The sequence below is a fragment of the Pseudoflavonifractor sp. An184 genome, assembly GCF_002160305.1.
Lineage (GTDB): Bacteria > Bacillota > Clostridia > Oscillospirales > Oscillospiraceae > Lawsonibacter > Lawsonibacter pullicola.
Window position 1 is genome coordinate 22,320 of record NZ_NFKI01000011.1, and the last position, 22,212, is coordinate 44,531.

The 22,212-nt window shown below is 63.2% G+C and carries 19 protein-coding genes and 1 pseudogene; 5 read left to right on the forward strand and 15 right to left on the reverse strand.

Annotation, left to right across the window (positions count from 1 at the left end; translation table 11 throughout):
- Nucleotides 1-8: 8 nt before the first annotated feature.
- From B5F19_RS05675 to ruvC, 3 genes are all read right to left on the reverse strand, one after another.
- A complete protein-coding gene (locus B5F19_RS05675) occupies nucleotides 9-368 on the reverse strand; it encodes a DUF6054 family protein (protein ID WP_087288828.1) in 360 nt (119 codons plus the stop codon).
- Nucleotides 369-392: 24 nt separating this feature from the next.
- A complete protein-coding gene (gene ruvA, locus B5F19_RS05680) occupies nucleotides 393-1,001 on the reverse strand; it encodes a Holliday junction branch migration protein RuvA (protein WP_087288830.1) in 609 nt (202 codons plus the stop codon).
- 134 nt (nucleotides 1,002-1,135) lie between these two features.
- Nucleotides 1,136-1,657, reverse strand: coding sequence for a crossover junction endodeoxyribonuclease RuvC (gene ruvC, locus B5F19_RS05685; protein ID WP_087288832.1), 522 nt, complete (start codon nucleotides 1,655-1,657; stop codon nucleotides 1,136-1,138).
- Nucleotides 1,658-1,797: 140 nt separating this feature from the next.
- Here ruvC and B5F19_RS05690 point away from each other — a divergent pair, with 140 nt between their 5' ends.
- The 5 genes and pseudogenes from B5F19_RS05690 (at nucleotide 1,798) to vanT (ending at nucleotide 7,709) form a co-directional block, all read left to right on the forward strand.
- Nucleotides 1,798-2,325, forward strand: coding sequence for a hypothetical protein (locus tag B5F19_RS05690; protein ID WP_087288834.1), 528 nt, complete (start codon nucleotides 1,798-1,800; stop codon nucleotides 2,323-2,325).
- 123 nt (nucleotides 2,326-2,448) lie between these two features.
- Nucleotides 2,449-3,666 (forward strand): LL-diaminopimelate aminotransferase, encoded by a 1,218-nt coding sequence (locus tag B5F19_RS05695; RefSeq protein WP_087288836.1) that lies wholly within the window; start codon nucleotides 2,449-2,451, stop codon nucleotides 3,664-3,666.
- A gap of 181 nt (nucleotides 3,667-3,847) precedes the next feature.
- Nucleotides 3,848-4,894, forward strand: a pseudogene (vanG, locus tag B5F19_RS05700) (D-alanine--D-serine ligase VanG).
- A complete protein-coding gene (locus B5F19_RS05705; protein ID WP_087288838.1) occupies nucleotides 4,891-5,634 on the forward strand; it encodes a D-alanyl-D-alanine carboxypeptidase family protein in 744 nt (247 codons plus the stop codon). Before vanG ends, B5F19_RS05705 begins: the two are co-directional and overlap by 4 nt.
- Nucleotides 5,631-7,709: a serine racemase VanT catalytic subunit gene (gene vanT, locus B5F19_RS05710; protein ID WP_087288840.1), complete on the forward strand. Its 2,079-nt coding sequence runs from the start codon at nucleotides 5,631-5,633 to the stop codon at nucleotides 7,707-7,709. The genes B5F19_RS05705 and vanT overlap by 4 nt, the downstream gene beginning before the upstream one ends.
- A gap of 729 nt (nucleotides 7,710-8,438) precedes the next feature.
- On the opposite strand, the gene tyrS is transcribed toward vanT, so the two are convergent.
- The 12 genes from tyrS to B5F19_RS05770 all read right to left on the reverse strand — a co-directional run bounded on the left by tyrS (nucleotide 8,439) and on the right by B5F19_RS05770 (nucleotide 22,212).
- Nucleotides 8,439-9,662: a tyrosine--tRNA ligase gene (tyrS, locus tag B5F19_RS05715; RefSeq protein WP_087288842.1), complete on the reverse strand. Its 1,224-nt coding sequence runs from the start codon at nucleotides 9,660-9,662 to the stop codon at nucleotides 8,439-8,441.
- A gap of 161 nt (nucleotides 9,663-9,823) precedes the next feature.
- Nucleotides 9,824-10,669 (reverse strand): EamA family transporter, encoded by an 846-nt coding sequence (locus B5F19_RS05720; RefSeq protein WP_087288843.1) that lies wholly within the window; start codon nucleotides 10,667-10,669, stop codon nucleotides 9,824-9,826.
- A gap of 798 nt (nucleotides 10,670-11,467) precedes the next feature.
- On the reverse strand, nucleotides 11,468-11,758 hold the full coding sequence (locus tag B5F19_RS05725; RefSeq protein ID WP_140394170.1) for a hypothetical protein: 291 nt from the start codon (nucleotides 11,756-11,758) through the stop codon (nucleotides 11,468-11,470).
- Nucleotides 11,759-11,896: 138 nt separating this feature from the next.
- Complete coding sequence (locus B5F19_RS05730; RefSeq protein ID WP_087288847.1) at nucleotides 11,897-12,535, reverse strand: CatA-like O-acetyltransferase; 639 nt, start codon at nucleotides 12,533-12,535, stop codon at nucleotides 11,897-11,899.
- A gap of 139 nt (nucleotides 12,536-12,674) precedes the next feature.
- Nucleotides 12,675-12,893 (reverse strand): hypothetical protein, encoded by a 219-nt coding sequence (locus tag B5F19_RS05735; RefSeq protein WP_087288849.1) that lies wholly within the window; start codon nucleotides 12,891-12,893, stop codon nucleotides 12,675-12,677.
- 289 nt (nucleotides 12,894-13,182) lie between these two features.
- Complete coding sequence (locus B5F19_RS05740; protein ID WP_087288850.1) at nucleotides 13,183-14,355, reverse strand: malic enzyme-like NAD(P)-binding protein; 1,173 nt, start codon at nucleotides 14,353-14,355, stop codon at nucleotides 13,183-13,185.
- A 302-nt stretch (nucleotides 14,356-14,657) separates the two neighbouring features.
- Nucleotides 14,658-15,254, reverse strand: a complete 597-nt coding sequence (gene yihA, locus B5F19_RS05745) for a ribosome biogenesis GTP-binding protein YihA/YsxC (protein WP_087288852.1) — start codon at nucleotides 15,252-15,254, stop codon at nucleotides 14,658-14,660.
- A gap of 10 nt (nucleotides 15,255-15,264) precedes the next feature.
- Nucleotides 15,265-17,688 carry an endopeptidase La gene (lon, locus tag B5F19_RS05750; protein ID WP_242972714.1) on the reverse strand — a complete coding sequence of 808 codons (2,424 nt, stop codon included), beginning with the start codon at nucleotides 17,686-17,688 and terminating at the stop codon, nucleotides 15,265-15,267.
- 141 nt (nucleotides 17,689-17,829) lie between these two features.
- Nucleotides 17,830-19,146 carry an ATP-dependent Clp protease ATP-binding subunit ClpX gene (gene clpX, locus B5F19_RS05755; protein ID WP_087288853.1) on the reverse strand — a complete coding sequence of 439 codons (1,317 nt, stop codon included), beginning with the start codon at nucleotides 19,144-19,146 and terminating at the stop codon, nucleotides 17,830-17,832.
- Between the two features lie 63 nt (nucleotides 19,147-19,209).
- Nucleotides 19,210-19,791, reverse strand: coding sequence for an ATP-dependent Clp endopeptidase proteolytic subunit ClpP (clpP, locus tag B5F19_RS05760; RefSeq protein WP_087288855.1), 582 nt, complete (start codon nucleotides 19,789-19,791; stop codon nucleotides 19,210-19,212).
- Between the two features lie 154 nt (nucleotides 19,792-19,945).
- Complete coding sequence (gene tig / locus B5F19_RS05765; RefSeq protein ID WP_087288858.1) at nucleotides 19,946-21,385, reverse strand: trigger factor; 1,440 nt, start codon at nucleotides 21,383-21,385, stop codon at nucleotides 19,946-19,948.
- Nucleotides 21,386-21,522: 137 nt separating this feature from the next.
- The gene (locus B5F19_RS05770; protein ID WP_087288860.1) at nucleotides 21,523-22,212 is read right to left on the reverse strand and encodes a metallophosphoesterase; all 690 of its coding nucleotides are present in this window, start codon (nucleotides 22,210-22,212) and stop codon (nucleotides 21,523-21,525) included.

Consider the following 22,212-nt stretch of genomic DNA (forward strand, 5'->3'; position numbering starts at 1 on the left):
AACTCCTTCTAACCCTTTTTCAGGACCTTCATTCCCTCAAACATGTTTGCGCCGTCGGAAAAAATCTCCAAAAATTTGTCCTCGCCCCAGTTGAAAACGACCCCCAGGCCGTTTCCCCGCCCGGCGGCGGAGATGGCGGAGGCGAAGGTATCTCCACCGTCGTTGACCAGCGTCACTGTCAGGCTCAGATAGTTGTCCCCCATCACACTGTACCGCTCATACACCCGGACGGCGACCCGGACGCGGCCGGAGGCATAGTCGCTGCCCCCGGTGTATTCCCCGTGGTTTTTGGTGAGATGGGCATGGAAATACTGCAAAATATCGTCAAATGAATAGGCACTGGGAAACACACATTCAAACTGAGCCATTTTCCTGCGTCTCCAGATGGAATTTTATCCCTTCATCATCTTCTTCAGGGCCTCTTTGATGACCTGCTCCAGAGTGAGGGCGTCCAGGTCGACGCCCTTCAGGGCCAGGTTGATCTCCCCCTGGGAGTAGCCCAGCACCGCCAGGGCGGCGGAGGCCTCGGACAGCTTGTTTTCCGGGATGACGGTGATGCCGGAGCCGCCGTAGCTCTCCCCCTGGATGGAGACGGTCTGGCCCTTGGCCAGCTTGTCCTTCAGCTCCAGGATGATGCGCTGGGCGATTTTTTTGCCAATGCCCTGGGCCACAGTGAGGGCCTTCTCGTCCCCGGTGATGATGGACAGAGCCAGATTGGCCGGGGTGCTGGCGGACAGGATGGACAGCGCCGCCTTGGGTCCCACGCCGGACACGGAGGTGAGCTGCTGAAACAGGTTCAGCTCCTCCTGGGTGGCGAAGCCGAACAGGTCCACCCCGTCCTGGCGGACGCTCAGATAGGTGAAGAGTTTCCCCTTCTCCCCCTTTTTCAGGGCGGACAGGGTGTAGCTGGTGGTGCGGCAGGCGTAGCCCACCCCGCCGCAGTCGATAACGGCCAGATAGGGCTCCACATGGGCCACGGTGCCGCTGAGATAGTAGAACATGAAACAAACCCCTTTTTGGTTGAGAGTGGAGAGTGAAGAGTTGAGAGTGGAGAGAAGCGTTCAGGCAACCGGAGAGTTTTAGAAGATCGGAATCTCCACTCTTCACTCTCAACTCTCCACTCTGACATGCGCCTTCAGCGCGTGTCATACCGGCTTGGGTCAAAGGCCCGCTCGGTGTTCAGCAGGCTGGTGGCCGACCGGCCGTGGCAGATGGCGATGGCCAGGGCGTCGGCGGCGTCGTCGGGCCGGGGGATCTGCTTCATGCCCAGCAGCCGCTGGGTCATGAGCATCACCTGCCGCTTGTCCGCCCCCCCGTAGCCCACCACCGCCTGCTTCACCTGCATGGGGGTGTACTCGAAGATGGGGACCCCCAGCTTCTCCGCCGCCAGGAGGATGACCCCCCGTCCGTGGGCCACGGCGATGCCGGTGGTGATGTTTTTGGTGAAGAAGAGCTCCTCCACCGCCATCTCGTCCGGGTGAAAGGTGCGGATCAGCTCCTCCATGTCGCTGGAGATCTGCAAAAGCCGGTTGGACAGGGGGATGCCCGGCGGGGTGGTGATGACCCCGTACTGGATCAAGGTGTTCTTCTGCCGCTCCGCCCGGATGACCCCAAAGCCGATGGTGGCCACCCCGGGATCGATGCCCAATACGATCATGCCGCCCTCCCTGAACTTTCTGCGCAAACGAAATCAGTTTATTGTATCACACTTTTCCGGGCTTGGGAAGCCTGGGAAATGCTTCTGATCTGTGGTAGGATAGGGGCAGCAAATTCAAGTCTTAAAAACGAGGTGGTTTTATGGACCTGTATTCCACGCCCCTGGAGCTGCTCCCCCTGGAGGGCCTGCGGCTGGGGGAACAGCTCCTCCCCCTCGCCGCCTCCAAGGAGCAGGCGGAGGCCCTGCTGGGTCCGGCGGAGGAGTTCCAAGGAGACCAGTGGTACTACGCCGAAAGCGAGCTGCGCCTGGACTTTGACCAGTCGGGCCGGTTGGAATTTATCGAATTTTTAGGGGGCTTGGAGGGCCGGCTCCAGCCCACCATCTACGGCCTGCCCGCCTTCCAGACCGGGGCCGACGAGCTGATCGAGGAGTTCACCCGGCGCAACAACGGCCCGGTGGACGACCGCGAGCAGGGCTATTCCTACGCCTTCCTGAACATCAGCGTGGGGGTCTACCGCTCCATCCTCCCCAAGGACGTCCAGGAGATGATTGCGGAGATGGAGGCGGACGGCATCCCTACCCTCAACAACCCGGATGTGGAGCGGGACCGGCGCCGGGCGGAGCACTGGGAGACCATCGGAATCGGCCTTTCGGGCTATTACCAATAAAAACACCGAAAATCCAATCTCCCCAGGCGGAACACGGGCAAATTAGACATTGACAACGGCTTTTCCATCGGGGATAATAACAGACATGGCACACAAATCCTGCCTGAAAAAGGAGTGCAGCATATGACAAAGGTAAATCAGAACTTCCTGAAGCTCCCCGGCAACTACCTGTTTTCCGAGGTGGCCCGGCGGATCTCCGTCTACTCCGCCGCCCATCCGGAGGCCAAGATCATCAAGCTGTCCATCGGCGACGTGACCCGCCCCCTGGCCCCCGCGGTCATCGAGGCCATGCACCAGGCCGTCACCGAGATGGGCACCTTTGAGGGCTTCCACGGCTATGGCCCCGAGCAGGGCTACGACTTCCTGCGGGCGGCCATCGCCCAGCACGACTACGCCGCCCGGGGCGTGGATATGAAGCCCGAGGAGATCTTCGTCTCCGACGGCGCCAAGAGCGACTGCGGCAACATCGGCGACATCTTCGGCACGGACAACGTAGTGGCCGTGTGCGACCCGGTGTACCCCGTGTACGTGGACACCAACGCCATGGCCGGCCGGGCGGGCGAGTACCAGGCCGAGCTGGGCCGCTGGTCCAAGCTGGTCTATATGCCCTGTGTGGAGGAGAACGGCTTTACCCCCCAGCCTCCCAAGGAGAAGGTGGACATCATCTACCTGTGCTTCCCCAACAACCCCACCGGCGCGGTGGCCACCAAGGAGCAGCTGAAGGTCTGGGTGGACTATGCCAACGCCAACGGCGCGGTCATCCTGTACGACTCCGCCTACGAGGCCTTCATCACCGAGGAGGACGTGCCCCACACCATCTATGAGGTGGAGGGCGCCCGCACCTGCGCCATCGAGTTCCGGTCCTACTCCAAGACCGCCGGCTTCACCGGCAACCGCTGCGCCTACACCGTGGTGCCCATGGAGCTGGAGCGGGACGGGGCCAAGCTCAACGCCCTGTGGAACCGCCGCCAGTGCACCAAGTTCAACGGGGTGCCCTACGTGGTCCAGCGGGGCGCGGCCGCCATCTACACCCCCGAGGGCAAGGAGCAGACCCGGGAGGCCATCGCCTACTACCAGAACAACGCCAAGGTCATCCGGGACGGCCTCACCGCCGCCGGTCTCACCTGCTTCGGCGGTGTGAACGCCCCCTACATCTGGCTGAAAACTCCCAACGGCATGGGCTCCTGGGAGTTCTTCGACCTGCTGCTGGATCAGGCCAACGTGGCCACCACCCCCGGCGCGGGCTTCGGGCCCAGCGGCGAGGGGTACATCCGCCTCACCGCCTTCGGCGACGCGGAGGCCACCCGCCAGGCCGTGGAGCGCATCAAGACTTCCCTGTAACCGAACACCAGCCGCCGGCTGTGCCGGCGGCTGGAATTTTTCTGTCTCCGTAAGAAATTCGCAAGAATTTTTCGGGAAAATCACAAGCTCCCCATGGGAAAACCTTCAAACAAAAAACGCCTTGCTCTGGTACGATTGGATCATCCAAGCAAGGCGTTTTGCCGTTTAGGAGGTCTTTTCTATGAAACCCATGGATATTTTGGTGCTGTTCGGCGGGTGCTCCACCGAGTACGGGGTGTCGCTGGAGTCCGCCCACGCCGTCCTCTCCCACATGGACCCGGAAAAATACCGCCCCATCCCGGTGGGCATCACCCGGGAGGGGGCCTGGTACTGGTACCCCGGCCCCCTGGAGGCCATCCCCCAGGACCGGTGGCTGGAGAGCCCGGCCTGCGTCCCCTGCACCCTGCGGCTGGACCGTGGAAACTGTACTCTTCTCCTGTTGGATGGAAGTGAATAGGAAATTCCCTTTACAGCTATTTTTCCGGTGCTCCACGGGAAGAACGGGGAGGACGGCACCATCCAGGGGCTCTTTGAGCTGGCGGGAGTGCCGGTGATCGGCTGCGGCGCCCTGTCCAGCGCCCTGTGCATGGACAAGGTCCGCTCCCACCAGCTGGCCGCCCTGGCGGGGGTGGCCGTCCCAAAGGGGACGGTGGTCACCCGCCCCTATGACCCGGAAGCCCTGGCCGAGGCCGCCCGATCCATCGGCTATCCTCTGTTCGTCAAGCCGGTGCGGGCGGGCTCCTCCTTCGGGGTGACCCGGCTGGAAGGGCCGGAGGGCCTCATCCCCGCCGTGGAGGGGGCCTTCCGCCACGACCGGGAGGTTTTATTGGAGGAGGCCGTCCCCGGCTTTGAGGTGGGCTGCGCCGTGCTGGGCAACGGGGAGCTCACCGTGGGGCTGGTGGACGAGATCGAGCTGTCCGGCGGCTTCTTCAATTTTGAGGAGAAGTACACCCTGAAAACCTCCGCCATCCACTGCCCCGCCCGGATTCCCCAGGAAAAGGCGGCGGAGATTCAGGCGGCGGCCAAGGTCATCTACCGGGCCCTGGACTGCCGGGTGTTCGCCCGGGTGGACCTGTTCCTCACCCCGGTGGGGAAGATCGTCTTTAATGAAGTAAACACCATCCCCGGCTTCACCTCCCACAGCCGCTATCCCACCATGATGAAGGGGATCGGGCTGGACTTCTCCGCCCTGGTGGACCGGATCATCACGCTGGGGGTGACAGGATGAAACGCCTTACCCTCCATCGGTCCCAGAGCTTTCGCGGGCCCCTGATCCTGGTGAACCGGGACCACCCTCTCCAGGAGACCGGAACGCCCGAACTCATCCCCCTGGACGCCGCCTATCCGGACATCCGCATGGAGCGCCGGGCGGGAAAACTCCTGTCCGCCTGCATCCAGGCCGCCGGGGGCCGGGGGACCATCGTCCCCGTGTCCGGCTGGCGCAGCTTTAGAGAACAGCAATCCATCTGGGACGACACCTTAGCAAAAGAGGGGGAGGCCTTCACCCGGCAGTATGTGGCCTTCCCCGGGTGCAGTGAGCACCAGACCGGCCTGGCCATGGATCTGGCCAAGGCCGCCCCCAGCATTGACTTCATCCGCCCCGACTTTCCCGACGAGGGTCCCTGCGGGACCTTCCGCCGCCTGGCCGCCCGATACGGCTTCATTCAGCGCTACCGCCGGGAGAAGGAGGCGGTCACCCGCATCGCCGGGGAGCCCTGGCACTTCCGGTATGTGGGGGTGCCCCACGCTCTGCTCATGGAGGAGAACCGCCTGTGCCTGGAGGAGTACGTCCCCTTCCTGCAAAGCGGTGTAAAGGTATGCCGCCTGTCTAACGAGCGCACCGCCCGGGTGTCCTGGCTCCCCTGTCCCGGAGAGGAGATTCAGACGGAGGTCCCCGAGGGCTGCTGGCAGATCTCCGGGGATAACCAGGGCGGGTTCATCCTCACCCTGTGGGAGGGCGGACTATGAGCGGAAAGCGTCTCTCCCCCGCTCTGGACCGGTTCCGCCTGCTCTCCGCCCTTCTGGTGGTGTGCAACCACACCTCCCCTCTGGACTCCTTCGCGCCGGGGGCGGACTTCTGGCTCACCCGGGTGCTGGCCCGGGTGGCCGTCCCCTTCTTCTTCATGGTCAGCGGGTATTTTCTCTCCCAAAGAAATTGGGCGCACACGGGGAAATTTCTGAAAAAGACCGCCCTGGTGTACGCCCTGGCGGTGGTCCTCTACCTGCCTTTAAACTGGTACAACGGGGGCTTCGCCTCCCCCCTCCAGTGGCTCCAGAAGCTGCTGCTGGACGGCACGCTGTACCACCTTTGGTACTTTCCTGCGGTCCTCCTGGGAGTGGTGATCGCGCGGAATCTGGCCCGGCTCCCCGCCCCCGTAGCCCTGTCCCTGGCCGGGCTCCTCTATCTGGTGGGCGCAGGCGGTGACAGCTATTATGGCTTTACAGCCGCTGTCCCGGCGCTGAAAACCCTGTATGACGGCATTTTTCTGGTGTTCTCCTACACCCGGAACGGCCTGTTCTTCGCCCCCCTCTTTCTTCTGCTGGGAGCGGCGGGACTCCGGTGGAGCCGCCGGACCTCCGCCGCGGGGTTCGTCCTGTCCCTCCTGGGCATGAGCCTGGAGGCACTCTGGCTCCGGGGCCTCGACTGGCCCCGCCACGACAGCATGTACCTGCTCCTCCCCCTGTGCATGGCCTTTTTGTTCTCACTGCTCTTGGGGGAGAACCGGGGCGAGGACAAAAAAGCCCGGCGGGCGTCCCTGCTGGTCTACCTCCTCCACCCCTGGTCCATCGTACTGGTGCGGGGCGGCGCTGAGGCGGCGGGCCTGGAGGGCATTTTCGTACAAAACAGCCTGGGCCACTTCTGCGCCGTGCTGGCCCTCACCGTGGGGATGGCGCTGGCACTGGACGGACTGCGGCCCATCCGGCCCGATCCGCGTGGCCGTGCCTGGGCGGAGGTGGACCTGGAGGCCCTGGCCCGCAACGCCCGGACCCTGGAGAGCACCCTCTCCCCGGAGTGCCGGCTCATGGCGGTGGTAAAGGCGGATGGCTACGGCCACGGGGCGGTTCCAACGGCCCGGCGGCTTTGGAGGGAGGGGGTGCGGGCCTTCGCCGTGGCCTCCCTGTCCGAGGGCATTTTCCTGCGAAAGCACGGGGTCCGGGGGACCATCCTCATCCTGGGCTACACCCCGCCCCGGGAGGTCCCCCTGCTCCGGCGGTGGCATCTCACCCAGACGGTGGCCGACGAGGCCCACGGCCGGGCCCTGGCCGCCCAGGGGAAATCGGTCCAAGTCCACCTGGCCCTGGACACGGGGATGCACCGCCTGGGCGTCCCGGCGGAGGACCGGGCGGCCATCCAGCGGCTGTACCGGCTGAAACACCTGCGCATCACCGGCGCCTTCTCCCACCTGTGCGTGTCCGACTCCCTGGAGCCGGACCAGGTGGACTTTACTCAGAAGCAGCTCGCCCGCTTTTACGGCACACTGGACTGGATGCGGGAGCAGGGCCTGGACCCGGGAGCGGTCCATATCCAGGCCAGCTACGGGATGCTCAATCTGCCGCCCCAGCCCTGTCACTACGCCCGGGCGGGGATCGCCCTGTACGGGGTATACAGCGACCTCTCCCCCACCCAGCGCCGCCTGCCCCTGAAGCCGGTCCTGACCCTCCGGGCCCGGGTGGCCTCGGTGCGCACCCTCCGGCCCGGCCAGGGGGCGGGCTACGGCCTGGCCTTTCAGGCCCGGCGGGAGACCCGGCTGGCCGTGGTCACCATCGGATACGCCGACGGCCTGCCCCGGAACCTGCCCCAGAAGGGCGGCCGGGTGCTCATCCGGGGGGCCTTCTGCCCCATGGTGGGGCGGATGTGCATGGACCAGCTGCTGGTGGACGTGACCGATCTGCCCGAGGCCGCCCCGGGAGATGTGGTCACCCTCATCGGCCGGGACGGGTCCAAGGAGCTGCGGGCAGAGGAGCTGGCCGTCCGGTGCGGCACCATCACCAACGAGCTGCTCTCCCGCCTGGGGGCGCGGCTGGAACGGGTGTATCGATGAACGAAAGAGGCGGAAACACCCCCACAGTGCACTCAAAAACAATCCCATCTCCCCGGCAACACCCCCGACGACGGGCCGATGGGGACATCGGCCCCTACACACAGCAGGTATAATTTCATATCGAAATTGGGCGGCCCGGTGTGCCGCCCCTACGCCCAGCGACAGCAAACGACTGCTCGGCAAAGCCAGGCGCAGAACGGAAATCGCACCGGCTTTAATTTTCCTCTTAGCCAGCCCCCAGTGGGGCGGCAGGAATTTAGATGGCCACTCAGATTTTGCGCGCCGGAAATATTGCAGCATCTATCAGGAGAGCGCTCCCGTAAACGGGGTCCGGGGAAAGGCGAATATGGGCACGGAGTGCCCATTTTGAGCCGTCCCCGGCGGCGTTTTGCCCAATCCATCGTTGCTCCCGGTGAAGCCCAGCGCAGCGGGTTCGCCGGGAAGAGGAGGAGCAAGGGAGCGGTCGCAGTTTTCGCCGTCAGGCGGAAACGGAGACAAGCGGACTTTGCGACGACGAGCCGCCGGGGGCAAAGTAACTCGCCGCCCGCGGGCGGCGAAATTCCCCCTGCGTATAACAAACCCGATCCAAAATCTGCCCATCCGCCCCAGTGTGCGCACTGGGGCACCTTCCCCCAAGGGGAAGGCTTATATAAAAAACAGAAAACCCCCGGTTCCGCAAAAACCGCCGGAACCGGGGGCGCTTTCATAGTTTGAAAGCCCAAAACAAAATTACATCTGCACCCGATGGAAGACCTTCTTGCCCTTTTTGAGCATCAGGCCGTCGCCCTGGAAGTCGGCGGCGGTGTAGCTCTGGGCCACGTCGGCAACCTTCTCGCCGTTGGCCTCCACGCCGCCCTGCTCCACCAGGCGGCGGGCCTCCTTCTTGGAAGGGGCCAGCTTGCACTTGAGCATCAGATCCAGGATACCGATGGAGCCGTCGGTGAGGTCGGCCTCGGTGAGGGTGGTGGCGGGCACGTTGCTCATGTCGCCGCCGCCCACAAACAGCGCCTTGGCGGCGTCCTGGGCCTTCTGGGCCTCCTCCTCGCCGTGGACCAGCTTGGTGAGCTCAAAGGCCAGGATCTCCTTGGCGGTGTTCAGCTGACTGCCCTCCCACCTGTCCATCTCGTCGATCTGCTCCAGGGGCAGGAAGGTGAGCATGCGCAGGCACTTGAGCACGTCGTCGTCCCCCACGTTGCGCCAGTACTGATAGAACTCGTAGGGGGAGGTTTTCTCCGGGTCCAGCCACACGGCGCCCTTGGCGGTCTTGCCCATCTTCTTGCCCTCGGAGTTGAGGAGCAGGGTGATGGTCATGGCGTGGGCGTCCTTGCCCAGCTTTTTGCGGATGAGCTCGGTGCCGCCCAGCATGTTGGACCACTGGTCGTCGCCGCCGAACTGCATGTTGCAGCCGTAGTGCTGGAACAGGTAGTAGAAGTCGTAGGACTGCATGATCATATAGTTGAACTCCAGGAAGGACAGGCCCTTCTCCATGCGCTGCTCATAGCACTTGGCCCGGAGCATGTTGTTCACCGAGAAGCAAGCGCCCACGTCCCGCAGCAGGTCGATATAGTTGAGCTTCAGCAGCCAGTCGGCGTTGTTCACCATCTGGGCCTTGCCCTCGCCGAACTCGATGAAGCGCTCCATCTGCTTTTTGAAGCAGTCACAGTTGTGCTGGATGGTCTCGGGGGTCATCATGCTGCGCATATCGGTGCGGCCGGAGGGGTCGCCAATATAGCCGGTGCCGCCGCCGATGAGGGCGATGGGCCGGTTGCCCGCCATCTGCAGCCGCTTCATCAGGCACAGGGCCATGAAGTGGCCCACGTGGAGGGAGTCGGCGGTGGGGTCAAAGCCGATATAGAAAACGGCCTTCCCCTCGTTGACCATCTTGGAGATCTCCTCCTCGTTGGTCACCTGGGCAATCAGTCCGCGGGCTTTCAGTTCTTCGTAACAGGTCATCGATCTTACTCCTTTGTTTTATAATCACTGAAATTGGGATTTGGCTTCCGGTAGGGCGCGACCACCGGGCGCGCCGCGTTTTTCCGCCGTTTACGGCGCGCCGGGTCGTCGCGCCCTACCAGTCTTGCATACGTTTCTCTTGTTTTCCCCGTGGGGAGGTCCTATACCTTGGCCCCCTGCCGGGCCTGGATCACATTGTACCCCACCACGCCCACGATGACCACCGCCGCACCGATGAGGGCGAAGGGGCCCATATACTCCTGATAGAATACCGCCACCAGAATGGGGTTGAGCACCGGCTCGATGCCGGAGACCAGGCTGGCCATCACCGGGGGCGTGGTTTTCAGGCCGATGGCCAGCAGGATATAGGCCAGCGCCACCTGGAACACCCCCAGGACCACCAGGCTGAGGATGGCGGTGGGCGGGAACTCCGTCTCCTGAATCAGGAAGGGCAGGCCGGTCACCGAGGAGAGGACCTCCCCCCAGAACACCGAGGAGAGGGCGTCGCTGTCGGGCATGTCGTTCATCAGAAAGACCCCGGCGTAGGACACCCCGGACAGGAGGGCCAGGAAGTTGCCCAGGCCGCCCCCCATCTCCAGGCTGTCCACGAAGAAGAACAACACTCCGCCGAACACCACCGCGCAGGCGATCAGGTCCAGCCTCCTGGGCCGCTTGTGCCAGAACAGCAGGGAGAACACGATGACAAAAATGGGGGCGGTGAACTGAAGCACGATGGTGTTGGCCGCCGTGGTGAGCTTGTTGGCCACCGCATACAGCAGGTTGGTTCCGAACACGCACACAGCCCCCAGGAAAATCCAGCGGTTCAGCCTGGGCGGGTGCTTGGTGGCCGCCAGAAACGCTCCGATCACCACCAGGGCGATGGCGGTACGCCCGCCGTTGATGGCGATTCCGCTCCAGGGAATCACCTTGATGCACAGTCCGCCGATGCTGTACAGCACCGCCGCGATGAAAACGAACAGCACCCCGGTCCGCCGACTCACTTCCATAGCTTCTTCCAATCCTCCAAACACAAGCTGGGACAAACAGAAAACCCTCTGCCCGGGTTTTCCGGACAGAGGGCATTTGACATAAACGCGGTACCACCTCTGGTTCGCCCGCCCCTCGCGGCGGCGGGCCTCACGGAGTTCTCCAAAACTCCCACGCGGTAACGGGCGAACCCGGCCTGTCCCCTACTGGGCCTCTTTCCCGGCTGTTCAGGCGGCTGCTCCAAGGGGTAACTTCACAGAACTCCCTCTCCCCCTTCCACCAAACCGGGGGCTCTCTGGGCAGGGACGCGCTCTGCTAACATCCTTTTCCTCGCAGTAAGGGAACTGTAACACAGTTTTGAGGGATTGTCAAGGGGCGGTTTCCTTTTTCGGCTGTGTTTTTAGGCGCAGAGCACAGCATTCTGAGTGTGCTGTGATTCCGCCGCCAGGGAAGAGTTTGCTGTTTTTCTGGAACCCGGTTCCAGGCGGCGGGTCACTTTGCCCATGGCGGCAAAGTGACCAAAACGCCCCCGGGGGACGCGGCCGACGGGCACTTCGTGCCCATAGGACCGCTTACCCCCGGACCCCCATTACGAGGGACGCATTACTGAATCATTCAGCAAAATTTCCGGCGCGCAAAATCTGAGTGACGATCTAAATTCCCACCGGGCCACTGGGCCCTGGGTTTGCAAAAATTTCAGCTGGTGCAGTTCTGTGCCTGCGCCTGGGGTTCCGAGCCAACGCTCCCGGGGCGTTTTTCCCTGGGCATATCCACAAGCCCGATTGCCGGGGAGCTATGGTGCAGCACTCAGGGAAGCGTCAAGTCAAATGTTTCTTTTTTGACGCCGCGCCGATCAGAAGCCCAACGGCAGAAAGGAACAGAATCGCAAGGATATCGTACCGGCCCGGCAGCGCGGCGTCGCCAGAGAGGAGATATTCCAGCAGGGACAGGGTGAGCAGACGGCACAGCAGATATGCGGCGGAGAAGCCCAGCAGCACACACCCGGCCTGTGGGATGGACAGTCCCTCTCTGCCCAGGAAAAACGACAGGAGGAGGGTGAGCACCGGCAGGAACAGGTACTGCACCACTATGACATGGAGCATCGCCATCTGCGGGTCTCTGCAAAAAAGCCAAAACACCGCCACAGACAGCACCCATGCCGCAGCGAAAATTCGGATCAACTGATAAAAACGGCGATTTACGTCCACATCCCTCTTCAACCTCCTTGTTGCAGTGGGAGAGCCAGGCTAAAATTTTGCCAGCTCTTCCTCCACATCGGCAAAGAAGCGGCACAGGTGGAAGCCGTCCGCCGCCGCGTGGTGGATATTCAGAGACAGCGGCAGGGTAATCCTTCTCCGCCCGTCGTCCTCATATCTGCCCCAGGTGATCACCGGAGCCAGATACGTTCCCTCATCAAAGATGTGCATGTCAAAGGATTTGTAGTGGACCCAGGGCAGGCAGGACAGGTCAAAGGTGTTGGGTGGAAGCTCCCGCTGGTCAAAACCGCGGCAGCTTGCAAAACGGGCCTGATCCTCCTGAAAGCGTTCGTAAAAGACAGAGAAGTCCGGGTCGTACTCGGTGACCAGTTTCGCAAACCGGCTGTCCTCCCGGTGAAATTGGGCGTAGTACGGGGAGACCACATCCCAAATGCCGGGATTTCCCGCTGAATCCCAGCCCATGCGCAGCTCCGCCCGGCGGTTGACCGCCGTGCTGGCCACCCAGATCATGGCCGGGTAGAAGGCCAGACCTCTCCCCTTGACGGCCCGCAGAAAATCGGTTATGTCGACCTCCACCGTCAGGCTCATGACACAGCGCAGATCCCGGATAAAGTGGCGGAACACCTCCGCACGCTCCCAGGTATTCCAGTCCACTGGTGTAAAGTTCATCTCATTTACCTCCTAAAATTGTTTGGATTTTAGGAGGCCTCCTCAAGTCCACGCTTCACCGCGCTTCCCGCCTTTCTTCGTGATATGCCAACAGGCGGAGGAGGGATGCACTCCTCCCCCGCCCGGTTGGTTCCAACGATTAAAATTTCGCGGCCAGAGGCAGCTGGCTGATCATAAGATAGCCGGCTAAAACAAGCCGCACTATTCCAACTAAAACGAAAGAAATCACACAAAGCTCAATCAAGCGAATTTTATCCCGCAGCAGATTTCGAAACGCTTCATGTCCAAAAAGCAAATCATAAATTAACGACGGAAGAAACAGCACGCCCAGCAAAAACAGATAATCGAGTGCCCTCATAAAATACCTCCTGGGAAAGTCTCACAAAGTTTTTTGCTTCTTTTCTTTCAGGAAACCAGGGACATAACGTTCTTTTGCACCGCATTCTCTTCTTCGCTGTGAAACGCGGAATGACTGCACGTGAACGGCCCAGGCCGGCTTCTCTTGGTCTTCGGCCAATTCACATCCAGGAAACCCTGACGGTTTCCTTTCACACTATCTTTCCCTCCGAAACCTGACAGTCCTCACAGAGGCAAAACGAAGTTTTGCAGAAAGTTCTTTTGCCTACTTTTCTTCCAAGAAAAGTAGGTCAGATTCTGGAAACGCCGGTACGGCGGGCGGCCTCGGCCACGGCCTGGGCCACGGCGGGGACCACGCGGGGGTCGAAGGGCTTGGGGATGATGTTGTCCTCGGAGAGCTCCTCGTCGGGGATGACGGCGGCCAGGGCCTGGGCGGCGGCCATCTTCATCTCCTCGTTGATGTCGCTGGCCCGCACGTCCAGGGCGCCCCGGAAGATGCCCGGGAAGGCCAGCACGTTGTTGATCTGGTTGGGGTAGTCGCTGCGGCCGGTGGCCACCACACGGGCTCCCCCCGCCTTGGCGTCGTCGGGGAAGATTTCCGGGGTGGGGTTGGCGCAGGCGAAGACGATGGCGTCCTGGTTCATGGTCCGCACCATGTCGGGGGTGACCAGGTTGGGGGCGGACACGCCGATGAACACGTCGGCCCCTGCCATCAGGTCGGCCAGCTTGCCCTGCTTCTTCTCCCGGTTGGTGACCTTGGCGATCTCCTGCTGGGCCCAGTTCATCTCGGGGTTGCCCTCGTACAGAGCGCCGAACTTGTCGCACAGGGTGATGTCCTGGAACCCGGCCTGGAGCAGCAGCTTGGTGATGGAGATGGCGGCGGAACCGGCCCCGGAGAACACCACCTTCACGTCCTCCTTCTTCTTGCCCACCACCTTCAGGGCGTTGGTGAGGCCGGCCAGGGCGATGATGGCGGTGCCGTGCTGGTCGTCGTGGAAGACGGGGATGTCGCACTTCTCCTTCAGCTTGCGCTCGATCTCAAAGCACCGGGGGGCGGCGATGTCCTCCAGGTTGATGCCGCCAAAGGAGCCGGAGATGTTGTAGACGGTCTGGACAAACTCGTCCACGTCCTTGGTCTTGACGCACAGGGGGAAGGCGTCCACGTCGGCAAAGCGCTTGAAGAGGACGCACTTGCCCTCCATCACGGGCATGCCGGCCTCGGGGCCGATGTCGCCCAGGCCCAGCACCGCGGTGCCGTCGGTGATGACGGCCACCAGGTTGTGGCGGCGGGTGAGCTCATAGCTCTTCTCCGGGTGCTTCTGAATCTCCAGGCAGGGCTGGGCCACGCCGGGGGTGTAGGCCAGGGACAGGGACTCCTTGTCGTTGGCGGGCACGGTGGCGATCACTTCGATTTTTCCCTTCCACTCCCCGTGGAGGCGGAGGGATTCCTTGGCATAATCCATAGTTTTGTCCTCACTTTTCTCTGTTCTGCGCCCAGACCTGAGCGTCGTTTCGGTTTTATTATACCGGCTTTTCCAAAAAACGCAACCGGACCGGGAAAATTTTCCGGGGCGGCCGCCTCCCTCACAGCTCCAGCTCCTCAGGATAGGCCCGGTCGATGAGCTGGTACCGCTCCAGCAGCTTCTGGGCCATCCGGGTCTTTCCGGTGTGGGTGGCTCCGGCCAGCAGAATCACCATGCTCCTCCCTCCTCTCCATAAAAATGCCCCGGTACCGCACAGGGAACCGGGGCGCTGCAATGTCTTGTTAAACTTCCTTGACGCTGGCCAGGATGATGCGAAGCAGCTCCTCCTTGCCCGTCCCCTTTTCGGCCGAGAAGGGGATCAAGGGGGTGTCCTCCCCCAGCTCCAGGGTCTCCCGGATGCGCTGGAGGTTTCCTTCCACCTCGCTCTTTTTCAGCTTGTCCAGCTTGTTGGCCACCACCACCACGGGGCAGCCCGCGTCCCGGTACCACTTTGCCATGGTGCAGTCGTCCGCCGTGGGCTTGTGGCGGGCGTCCACGATCATGACCCCCAGGGTCATCTGGGACCGGTCGGCAAAGTAGCTCTCCATGAGCTTGCCCCACCGGTCCCGCTCGCCCTTGGACACCTTGGCGTAGCCGTAGCCGGGCAAGTCCACCAGATAGAAGGCCCTGTCGATATTGAAGTAGTTGATGTGGGTGGTCTTGCCGGGGGCGGCCCCCACCCGGGCCAGATTCTTCCGGTTCAGCAGCCGGTTGATGACGGAGGACTTGCCCACGTTGGAGCGGCCGGCAAAGGCCACCTGGGGCAGCTCATCCCGGATAAAGTCCTTGGGGGAGGCGGCGGAGAGGATGAACTCCGCCTTCTGTAAATTAATGGGCATGGCTCCCTCCTCACTGGCGCAGGCGGGCAGCCCCCCGGCTCTTGCCGCCGGGCAGGTTGTCCGCCAGGGCGCGGCTCACCTCCGCCTCCCCGCCGGGGGTGCGGATGGCCTCGGAGAGCACCTGGTCCGCCTGGTCCACCAGCACAAAGTGGAGGGCATTGCGCACCGTCTGGTCGATCTCATCCAGGTCCTTGGCGTTGTCCGCCGGGATAATGACCGTCTGGATGCCGTTGCGCAGGGCGGCCATGGTCTTCTCCCGCAGGCCGCCGATGGGCAGCACCCGGCCCCGCAGGGTCACCTCGCCGGTCATGGCGACGCCCCGCTTCACAGGGGCCCCGGTGAGGGCGGACACCATGGCGGTGGTGATGGCGATGCCGGCGGAGGGCCCGTCCTTGGGCACGGCCCCCTCGGGGAAGTGGACGTGGATGTCCTTCTCTTTATAGAAGTCGGCGGGGATGCCCAGCCGGTCCGCCTGGCTGCGGATGAAGCTGAGGGCCGCGTGGGCGGACTCCTTCATCACGTCCCCCAGGTTACCGGTGAGCTCCACCTTGCCGGAGCCGGGGACCACGTTGACCTCCACCTCCAGCAGCTCGCCGCCCACCGAGGTCCAGGCCAGGCCGTTGACCACGCCCACGCGCTCCTCCAGCACCTGGCGCTCCGGGTAGTACCGGGGGGCCCCCAGGAAGTCCTTCAGATCCTTGTCGGTGACCTTCACCTGCTTCACGTCCCCGTCGGACACCAAGCGCATGGCCGCCTTCCGGCAGATGCCGGCGATCCGGCGCTCCAGCACGCGGACGCCCGACTCCCGGGTGTAGGAGACGATCATGGCCCGGATGGCCCCGTCGGACACCTTCAGCTGGCTCTTCTCCAGACCGTGGCGCTTCATCTCCTTGGGCAGCAGGTAGCGCTTGGCGATCTGCAGCTTCTCCTCGTCGGTGTAGCTGGGCAGCTCGATGACCTCCATCCGGTCCAGCAGGGGCCGGGGGATGGTGTCGGTGGTGTTGGCGGTGGTGATGAACAGCACGTCGGACAGGTCGAAGGGCACCTCCAGAAAGTTGTCCCGGAAGGTGCTGTTCTGCTCCACGTCCAGCACCTCCAGCAGGGCGGCGGCCGGGTCGCCCCGGTGGTCCCGCCCCAGCTTGTCGATCTCGTCCAGCAGGATCAGGGGGTTACAGCTCCCCGCCTGGTTGATGGCGGCGATGATCCGGCCGGGCATGGAGCCCACGTAGGTCTTCCGGTGGCCCCGGATCTCCGCCTCGTCGCTGACGCCGCCCAGGGAGATGCGGGCGAGCTTCCGGTTCATGGCCCGGGCCACCGACATGGCCACCGAGGTCTTGCCCACGCCGGGAGGGCCGACAAGGCAAATGACTTGCCCCTTTAAGTCGGGAGCCAGCTGCTTCACAGCCAGGAACTCCAGAATGCGCTCCTTCACCTTGTCCAGGCCGAAGTGGTCGTGGTCCAGGGCCTTCCGGGCAGCCTCCACGCTCACCCGCTCGCGGGTCTTTTTGCCCCAGGGGAGCTCCAGGCACACGTCCAGATAGCTGCGCAGCACGGTGGCCTCGGAGGAGCCGAAGGGCTGCTTGGCCAGCCGGCCCAGCTCCTTCTCCAGCTTCTCCCGCACCTCGTCGGGGAGCTTGGCCTCGGCGATCTTCTTGCGGTAGTCCCCGATCTCCGAGTCGCCGCCGCCCTCGCCCTCGCCCAGCTCGGCCTGGATGGCCTTCATCTGCTCCCGCAGGTAGTAGTCCCGCTGGTTGTCCGCCATCTGCTCCCGGGCCCGGTTCTGGATCTCCATGTCCAGCCCCAGGATCTCCACCTCCCGGGTGAGCAGGCGGTAGAGCCGCTCCAGGCGGCGCACCGGACGCAGCTCCTCCAGGATGGCCTGCTTGTCGCTGTTGCGCATGGCGATGTTCTGGGCGATAAAGTCGGCGATATACCCCGGGTCCTCGCTGGCCAGCACGTTGATAAGCAGGTCGGGGGCCGTTTTGGGAGCCAGCTCGGTGTACTGGCGGAACATCTCATAGGTGGAGCGGATCAGGGCCTCGGTCTTGGCGGAGTTCTGCCCCGCCTTCTCCTCCTGGATGGGCTGCACCTCCGCCTCCAGGAAGGGAGCGGAGCGCAGCAGCCGCTTCAGGCTGCCCCGGGCGCCCCCCTCCACCATCACCCGCACGTTGTCGCCGGGGGTGCGGAGGATCTGGCGCACGTTGGAGACGGTGCCGACGGTGTAAAGGTCTTTTGCTTCCGGGTATTCCACCCCGATGTCCTTCTGCCCCACCAGGAACACCGGATCGCCGGAGGCCATGGCCTCCTCCAGCGCCTTGATGGAGATCTCCCGGGACACGTCGAAGTGGATGAGCACATTGGGGAACACGGTCAGCCCCCGCAGGGCAATGACCGGCATCTTGACGGTCTCTTCCATCGTCCATTCTTTCTTCATGGTTCTCACTTCCTCTCTGGGATCTGAACACAGGCGGCCGGGTGAGTCCCCCTCCCCCGCCGCTCAAGTTTGAAAAAACAGCCCCGGCCCGCCGTTTGGAGGGACCGCGGGGCTGTTCAGTTTCAAATTGATTTGCGGGCCTCAGCCCACGTTGGTGCCGGGCATTCCGCCCCGCTCCGGCCGCAGGGCGGCCTTGCCCAGGGGCAGGCGGGCCTGCCGCTCCGGGTCCCGGATGATCTCCGGCTGGGCCCCCTCGGTCACACAGGGGGCGGTGATGGTCACCTTGGCGATGGTGGGATCGGAGGGCACGTCGTACATGATCTTGTTCATGACCTCCTCCAGAATGGCCCGCAGGCCCCGGGCGCCGATGCCCCGGTCCACCGCCCGGCCGGCCACCGCCTCCAGGGCGTCCTGGGTGAACTCCAGGTCCACGTCGTCGTACTCCAGCAGCTTCTGGTACTGCTTCACCAGGGCGTTCTTGGGCTCGGTGAGGATCTGCACCATCTGCTTCCGGTCCAGGGACTGGAGGGTGGTGATGACGGGCAGGCGGCCCACCAGCTCGGGAATGATGCCGAACTTCAGCAGGTCCTGGGGCTGGATCTCCTTCAAAAGCTCACCCACGTTGCGCTCCTTCTTGCTCTGGATCTCCGCTCCGAAGCCCATGGAGCGCTTGTCCAGGCGGCCCTCGATGATCTTGTCGATGCCCTCGAAGGCGCCGCCGCAGATGAACAGGATGTTCTTGGTGTCGATCTGGATGAACTCCTGGTGGGGATGCTTCCGGCCGCCCTGGGGCGGCACGTTGGCCACGGTGCCCTCCAGAATCTTCAGCAGGGCCTGCTGCACGCCCTCGCCGGACACGTCCCGGGTGATGGAGGTGTTCTCGCTCTTCCGGGCGATCTTATCCATCTCGTCGATATAGATGATGCCCCGCTCGGCCAGCTCGATGTCGTAGTCGGCAGCCTGGACCAGACGCAGGAGGATGTTCTCCACGTCGTCGCCCACATAGCCCGCCTCGGTGAGGGTGGTGGCGTCGGCGATGGCGAAGGGCACCTTCAGCACCCGGGCCAGAGTCTGGGCGAACAGGGTCTTGCCGCAGCCGGTGGGGCCCATGAGCAGGATGTTGCTCTTCTGGAGCTCCACGTCGTCGCCGCCGCCGAAGTAGATGCGCTTGTAGTGGTTATATACCGCCACCGACAGGGCCACCTTGGCAGCCTCCTGGCCGATGATATACTGGTCCAGCACCTGGTGGATCTCCCGGGGGGTGGGGATGGCGTCGGGAATCTCCCCGGCGGCGGAGTCCTGGATCAGGTCGCTCTCGTCCTCCAGGATGCTCATGCACAGCTGGACGCACTCGTTGCAGATATAGGCGCCGGGGCCGGCGATGAGCCGGCGGACCTGATCCTGGTGCTTGCCGCAGAAGGAACAGCGGATGGCGCGCTTTTCGTCGTTTTTTGCCATGAATCTCTTACCTCATAGTTTCCGCGGTGGGAGAGGGCGGAATGTCCCGCGCGCCCCTCCAATTCACCGTTTCTCGATGACCTTGTCGATCAGGCCGTACTCCAGGGCCTCCTGGGCGGTCATGAAGTTGTCCCGCTCGCAGTCGGCGGTGACCTGCTCCACGCTCTTGCCGGTGTTCTCGGCCAGGATGCGGTTCATCCGGCTCTTGACCACCTCCAGGCGCTTCAGGTGGAGGGCCATGTCGGTGATCTGCCCCTGAGTGCCGGCGGAGGGCTGGTGGATCATGATTTCCGCGTTGGGCAGGGCCAGACGCTTGCCCTTGGTGCCGGCGGCCAGGAGGAAGGCCCCCATGCTGGCGGCCAGGCCGATGCAGATGGTGGACACGTCGCACTTCACATATTGCATGGTGTCGTAGATGGCCATGCCGGCGGTGACAGACCCGCCGGGGCTGTTGATGTAAAACTGGATCTCCTTGTCCGGGTCCTGGCTCTCCAGGTACAGCAGCTGGGCCACCACCAGGGAGGCGGTGGTGTCGTTGACCTCCTCAGACAGGAAGATGATGCGGTCGTTGAGCAGACGGGAGAAGATGTCGTAGGACCGCTCTCCCCGGTTGGTCTGCTCTACTACATAGGGAACTAAGCTCATAGATAATACTCCTTTTTAGACGGTGATACAAAAGTATGCCCGCCGGACCGGAACATGATTCCATGTTTCAGGGAAATGGGAGCTTTTTTCTCCGCTCCCTGGATGTGAATCCACCCGGGGCGGCCTGAGCCGCCCCGGGTCGACTGTCTCTCTCTTACTCCGCCTTGGGCTCCTCAGCGCTCTCCTCGGTCTTCTTCTTCCGGGTGCGCTTGGGCTTCTCCTCGGCGGGCTGCTCCTCGCCGGCGGCCTCCTCGGTCTTCTTCTTGCGAGTGGTCTTCTTGGGCTTCTCCTCGGCGGCGGCCTCCTCCTTCTTGGGGGCCTCGCCCACCTTGGCCTCGTCCACCACCAGCTTGGAGGCCTTCTGGAGCAGCAGGTCCTGCTTCAGGGCGTCCACGGAGACGGCGGCCTTCACCTGGTCGGGGGTGAGCTTGTACTGCTCCGCCAGCTTGCCGACCTCGGCCTCGCACTCCTCCTCGGTGACCTCCATGTTCTCGGCGGCGGCCACGGCCTCCAGAGCCAGCTGGGTCTTCACCTGGCGCAGGGCGGAGGGCTTGGCGGAGGTGCGGAGCATCTCGGGGGTCATGCCCATCATCTTCAGATAGTCGTCCATGGACATGCCCTGGCCGGACATGCGCATGGCGTACTCGTCCATGATCTTGTCCAGCTGGGTCTCCACCATGCCGTCGGGGATGTCGGCCTCCAGGTTGTCGATGAGCTGATCCAGCACGGCGCTCTCAAAGTCGTTCTGGGCCTCGGCGGTGCGGCGCTGCTGCAGCTTCTCGCCCAGGTCCTTCTTGAAGTCGGCCAGAGTCTCAAACTCGGACACGTCCTTGGCAAACTCGTCGTCCACCTCAGGGGCCTGGGGCTCCTTGACCTCCTTCACCTTTACCTTGAAGACCACGCTCTTGCCGGCCAGGTCGGGCACATAGTCCTCGGGGAAGGTGATGTCCAGATCCTTCTCGTCGCCGGCCTTCAGGCCGATGAGCTGATCCTCGAAGCCGGGGACGAAGGAGCCGGAGCCGATCTCCAGGCTGTAATCCTCCCCCTTGCCGCCCTCGAAGGGCTTGCCGTCGTCAAAGCCCTCGAAGTCGATGACGGCGGTGTCGCCCATGTGGGCCTCCCGGTCCACGGACACCAGGCGGGTGGCCCGGCGGATATAGGGCTGCAGCTCATTCTCAATGTCCTCGTCGGTGACGTTCACCTCGGCCTTGGGGGCGGTGAGGCCCTTGTAGGCCTTCAGGGTGACCTCGGGGCGGACGGAGACCAGGGCGGTGAAGATGAGGCCCTTCTCCTTGTTGACCTCCACGATGTCCATGACCGGGTGGCCCATGTCCTCCAGGTTCTGCTCCTTCACGGCGGCCTCATAGGCGGCGGGATAGACGTCGTTGATGGCCTCTTCATAGAACACGGCGGTGCCGTACATGCCCTCGATGATCTTGCGGGGGGCCTTGCCCTTCCGGAAGCCGGGGACGGCGATGTTCTTGCGGGCCTTCAGATATGCCTTTTGAACCGCGGCCTCAAACGCATCCGGCTCTACCTGGATGGTCAGCTCCACGGTGCTGTTTTCTTTTTTCTCTACGTTGGTGACCTTCATGAATTCTTCCTCCTGTGGGCGCGAGGCGGCGTTCCTCAAGCGCTCAGCCGCCGCGCCGTATACTTTCGAGACGATATTTTACCAGATACAGGCCGGTTTGACCAGCCCAAATTTCGTTTTTTCCCAGGAATTTTTCGCTAATCCAGGATTTTTTTCGGCTGGAAGCCGATATAGTCGGCCGCCACCAGGTGGTACTCCACCGTCCCCAGCCTCCCGGAGAAGGCCAGGCGGTGGCTTCCCCCGTGGAGATGGCCGTAGTAGCACCGGCTCACCCGGTACCGCTCCAGCAGGTCCAGGATCTCCTGGCAGCGGTACCCCTGGTACAGGGGCGGGTAGTGGAGAAAGCAGAACTTCTCCCGCTCCCCCGCCGCCTTCAGGGACGCCTCCAGGCGTAAAAGCTCCCGGTTGAAGATTTTCGTGCTGTGTTCGCCCCGCTCCTCCTCATAGAACCAGCCCCGGGTCCCGCACAGGGCCACTTCGCCGTACAGGCGGCAGTTGTTGTGCAGAATTTCCAGGGTGCTGAACCCGTTTTCGGCAAAGAATCGTTCCATCTTGGCCCCGGTGGTCCACCAGTAGTCGTGGTTTCCTTTCAGCAGGATCTTCCGCCCGCCGGGCAGAGCGTCCAGAAAGGCAAAGTCCTCTCTTGCCTGCTCCAGGCTCATGCCCCAGGACAGATCTCCGCACAGGACCACCGTGTCCTCCGGGCCGATCTGGGAAAAGCCCTCCCTGAGCTTCTCCACATAACCGGCCCACCCCCCGCCGAAAATGTCCATGGGCTTGTCCGCCCCCAGGGACAGATGGGTATCTCCGATGGCGTATAGGGACAT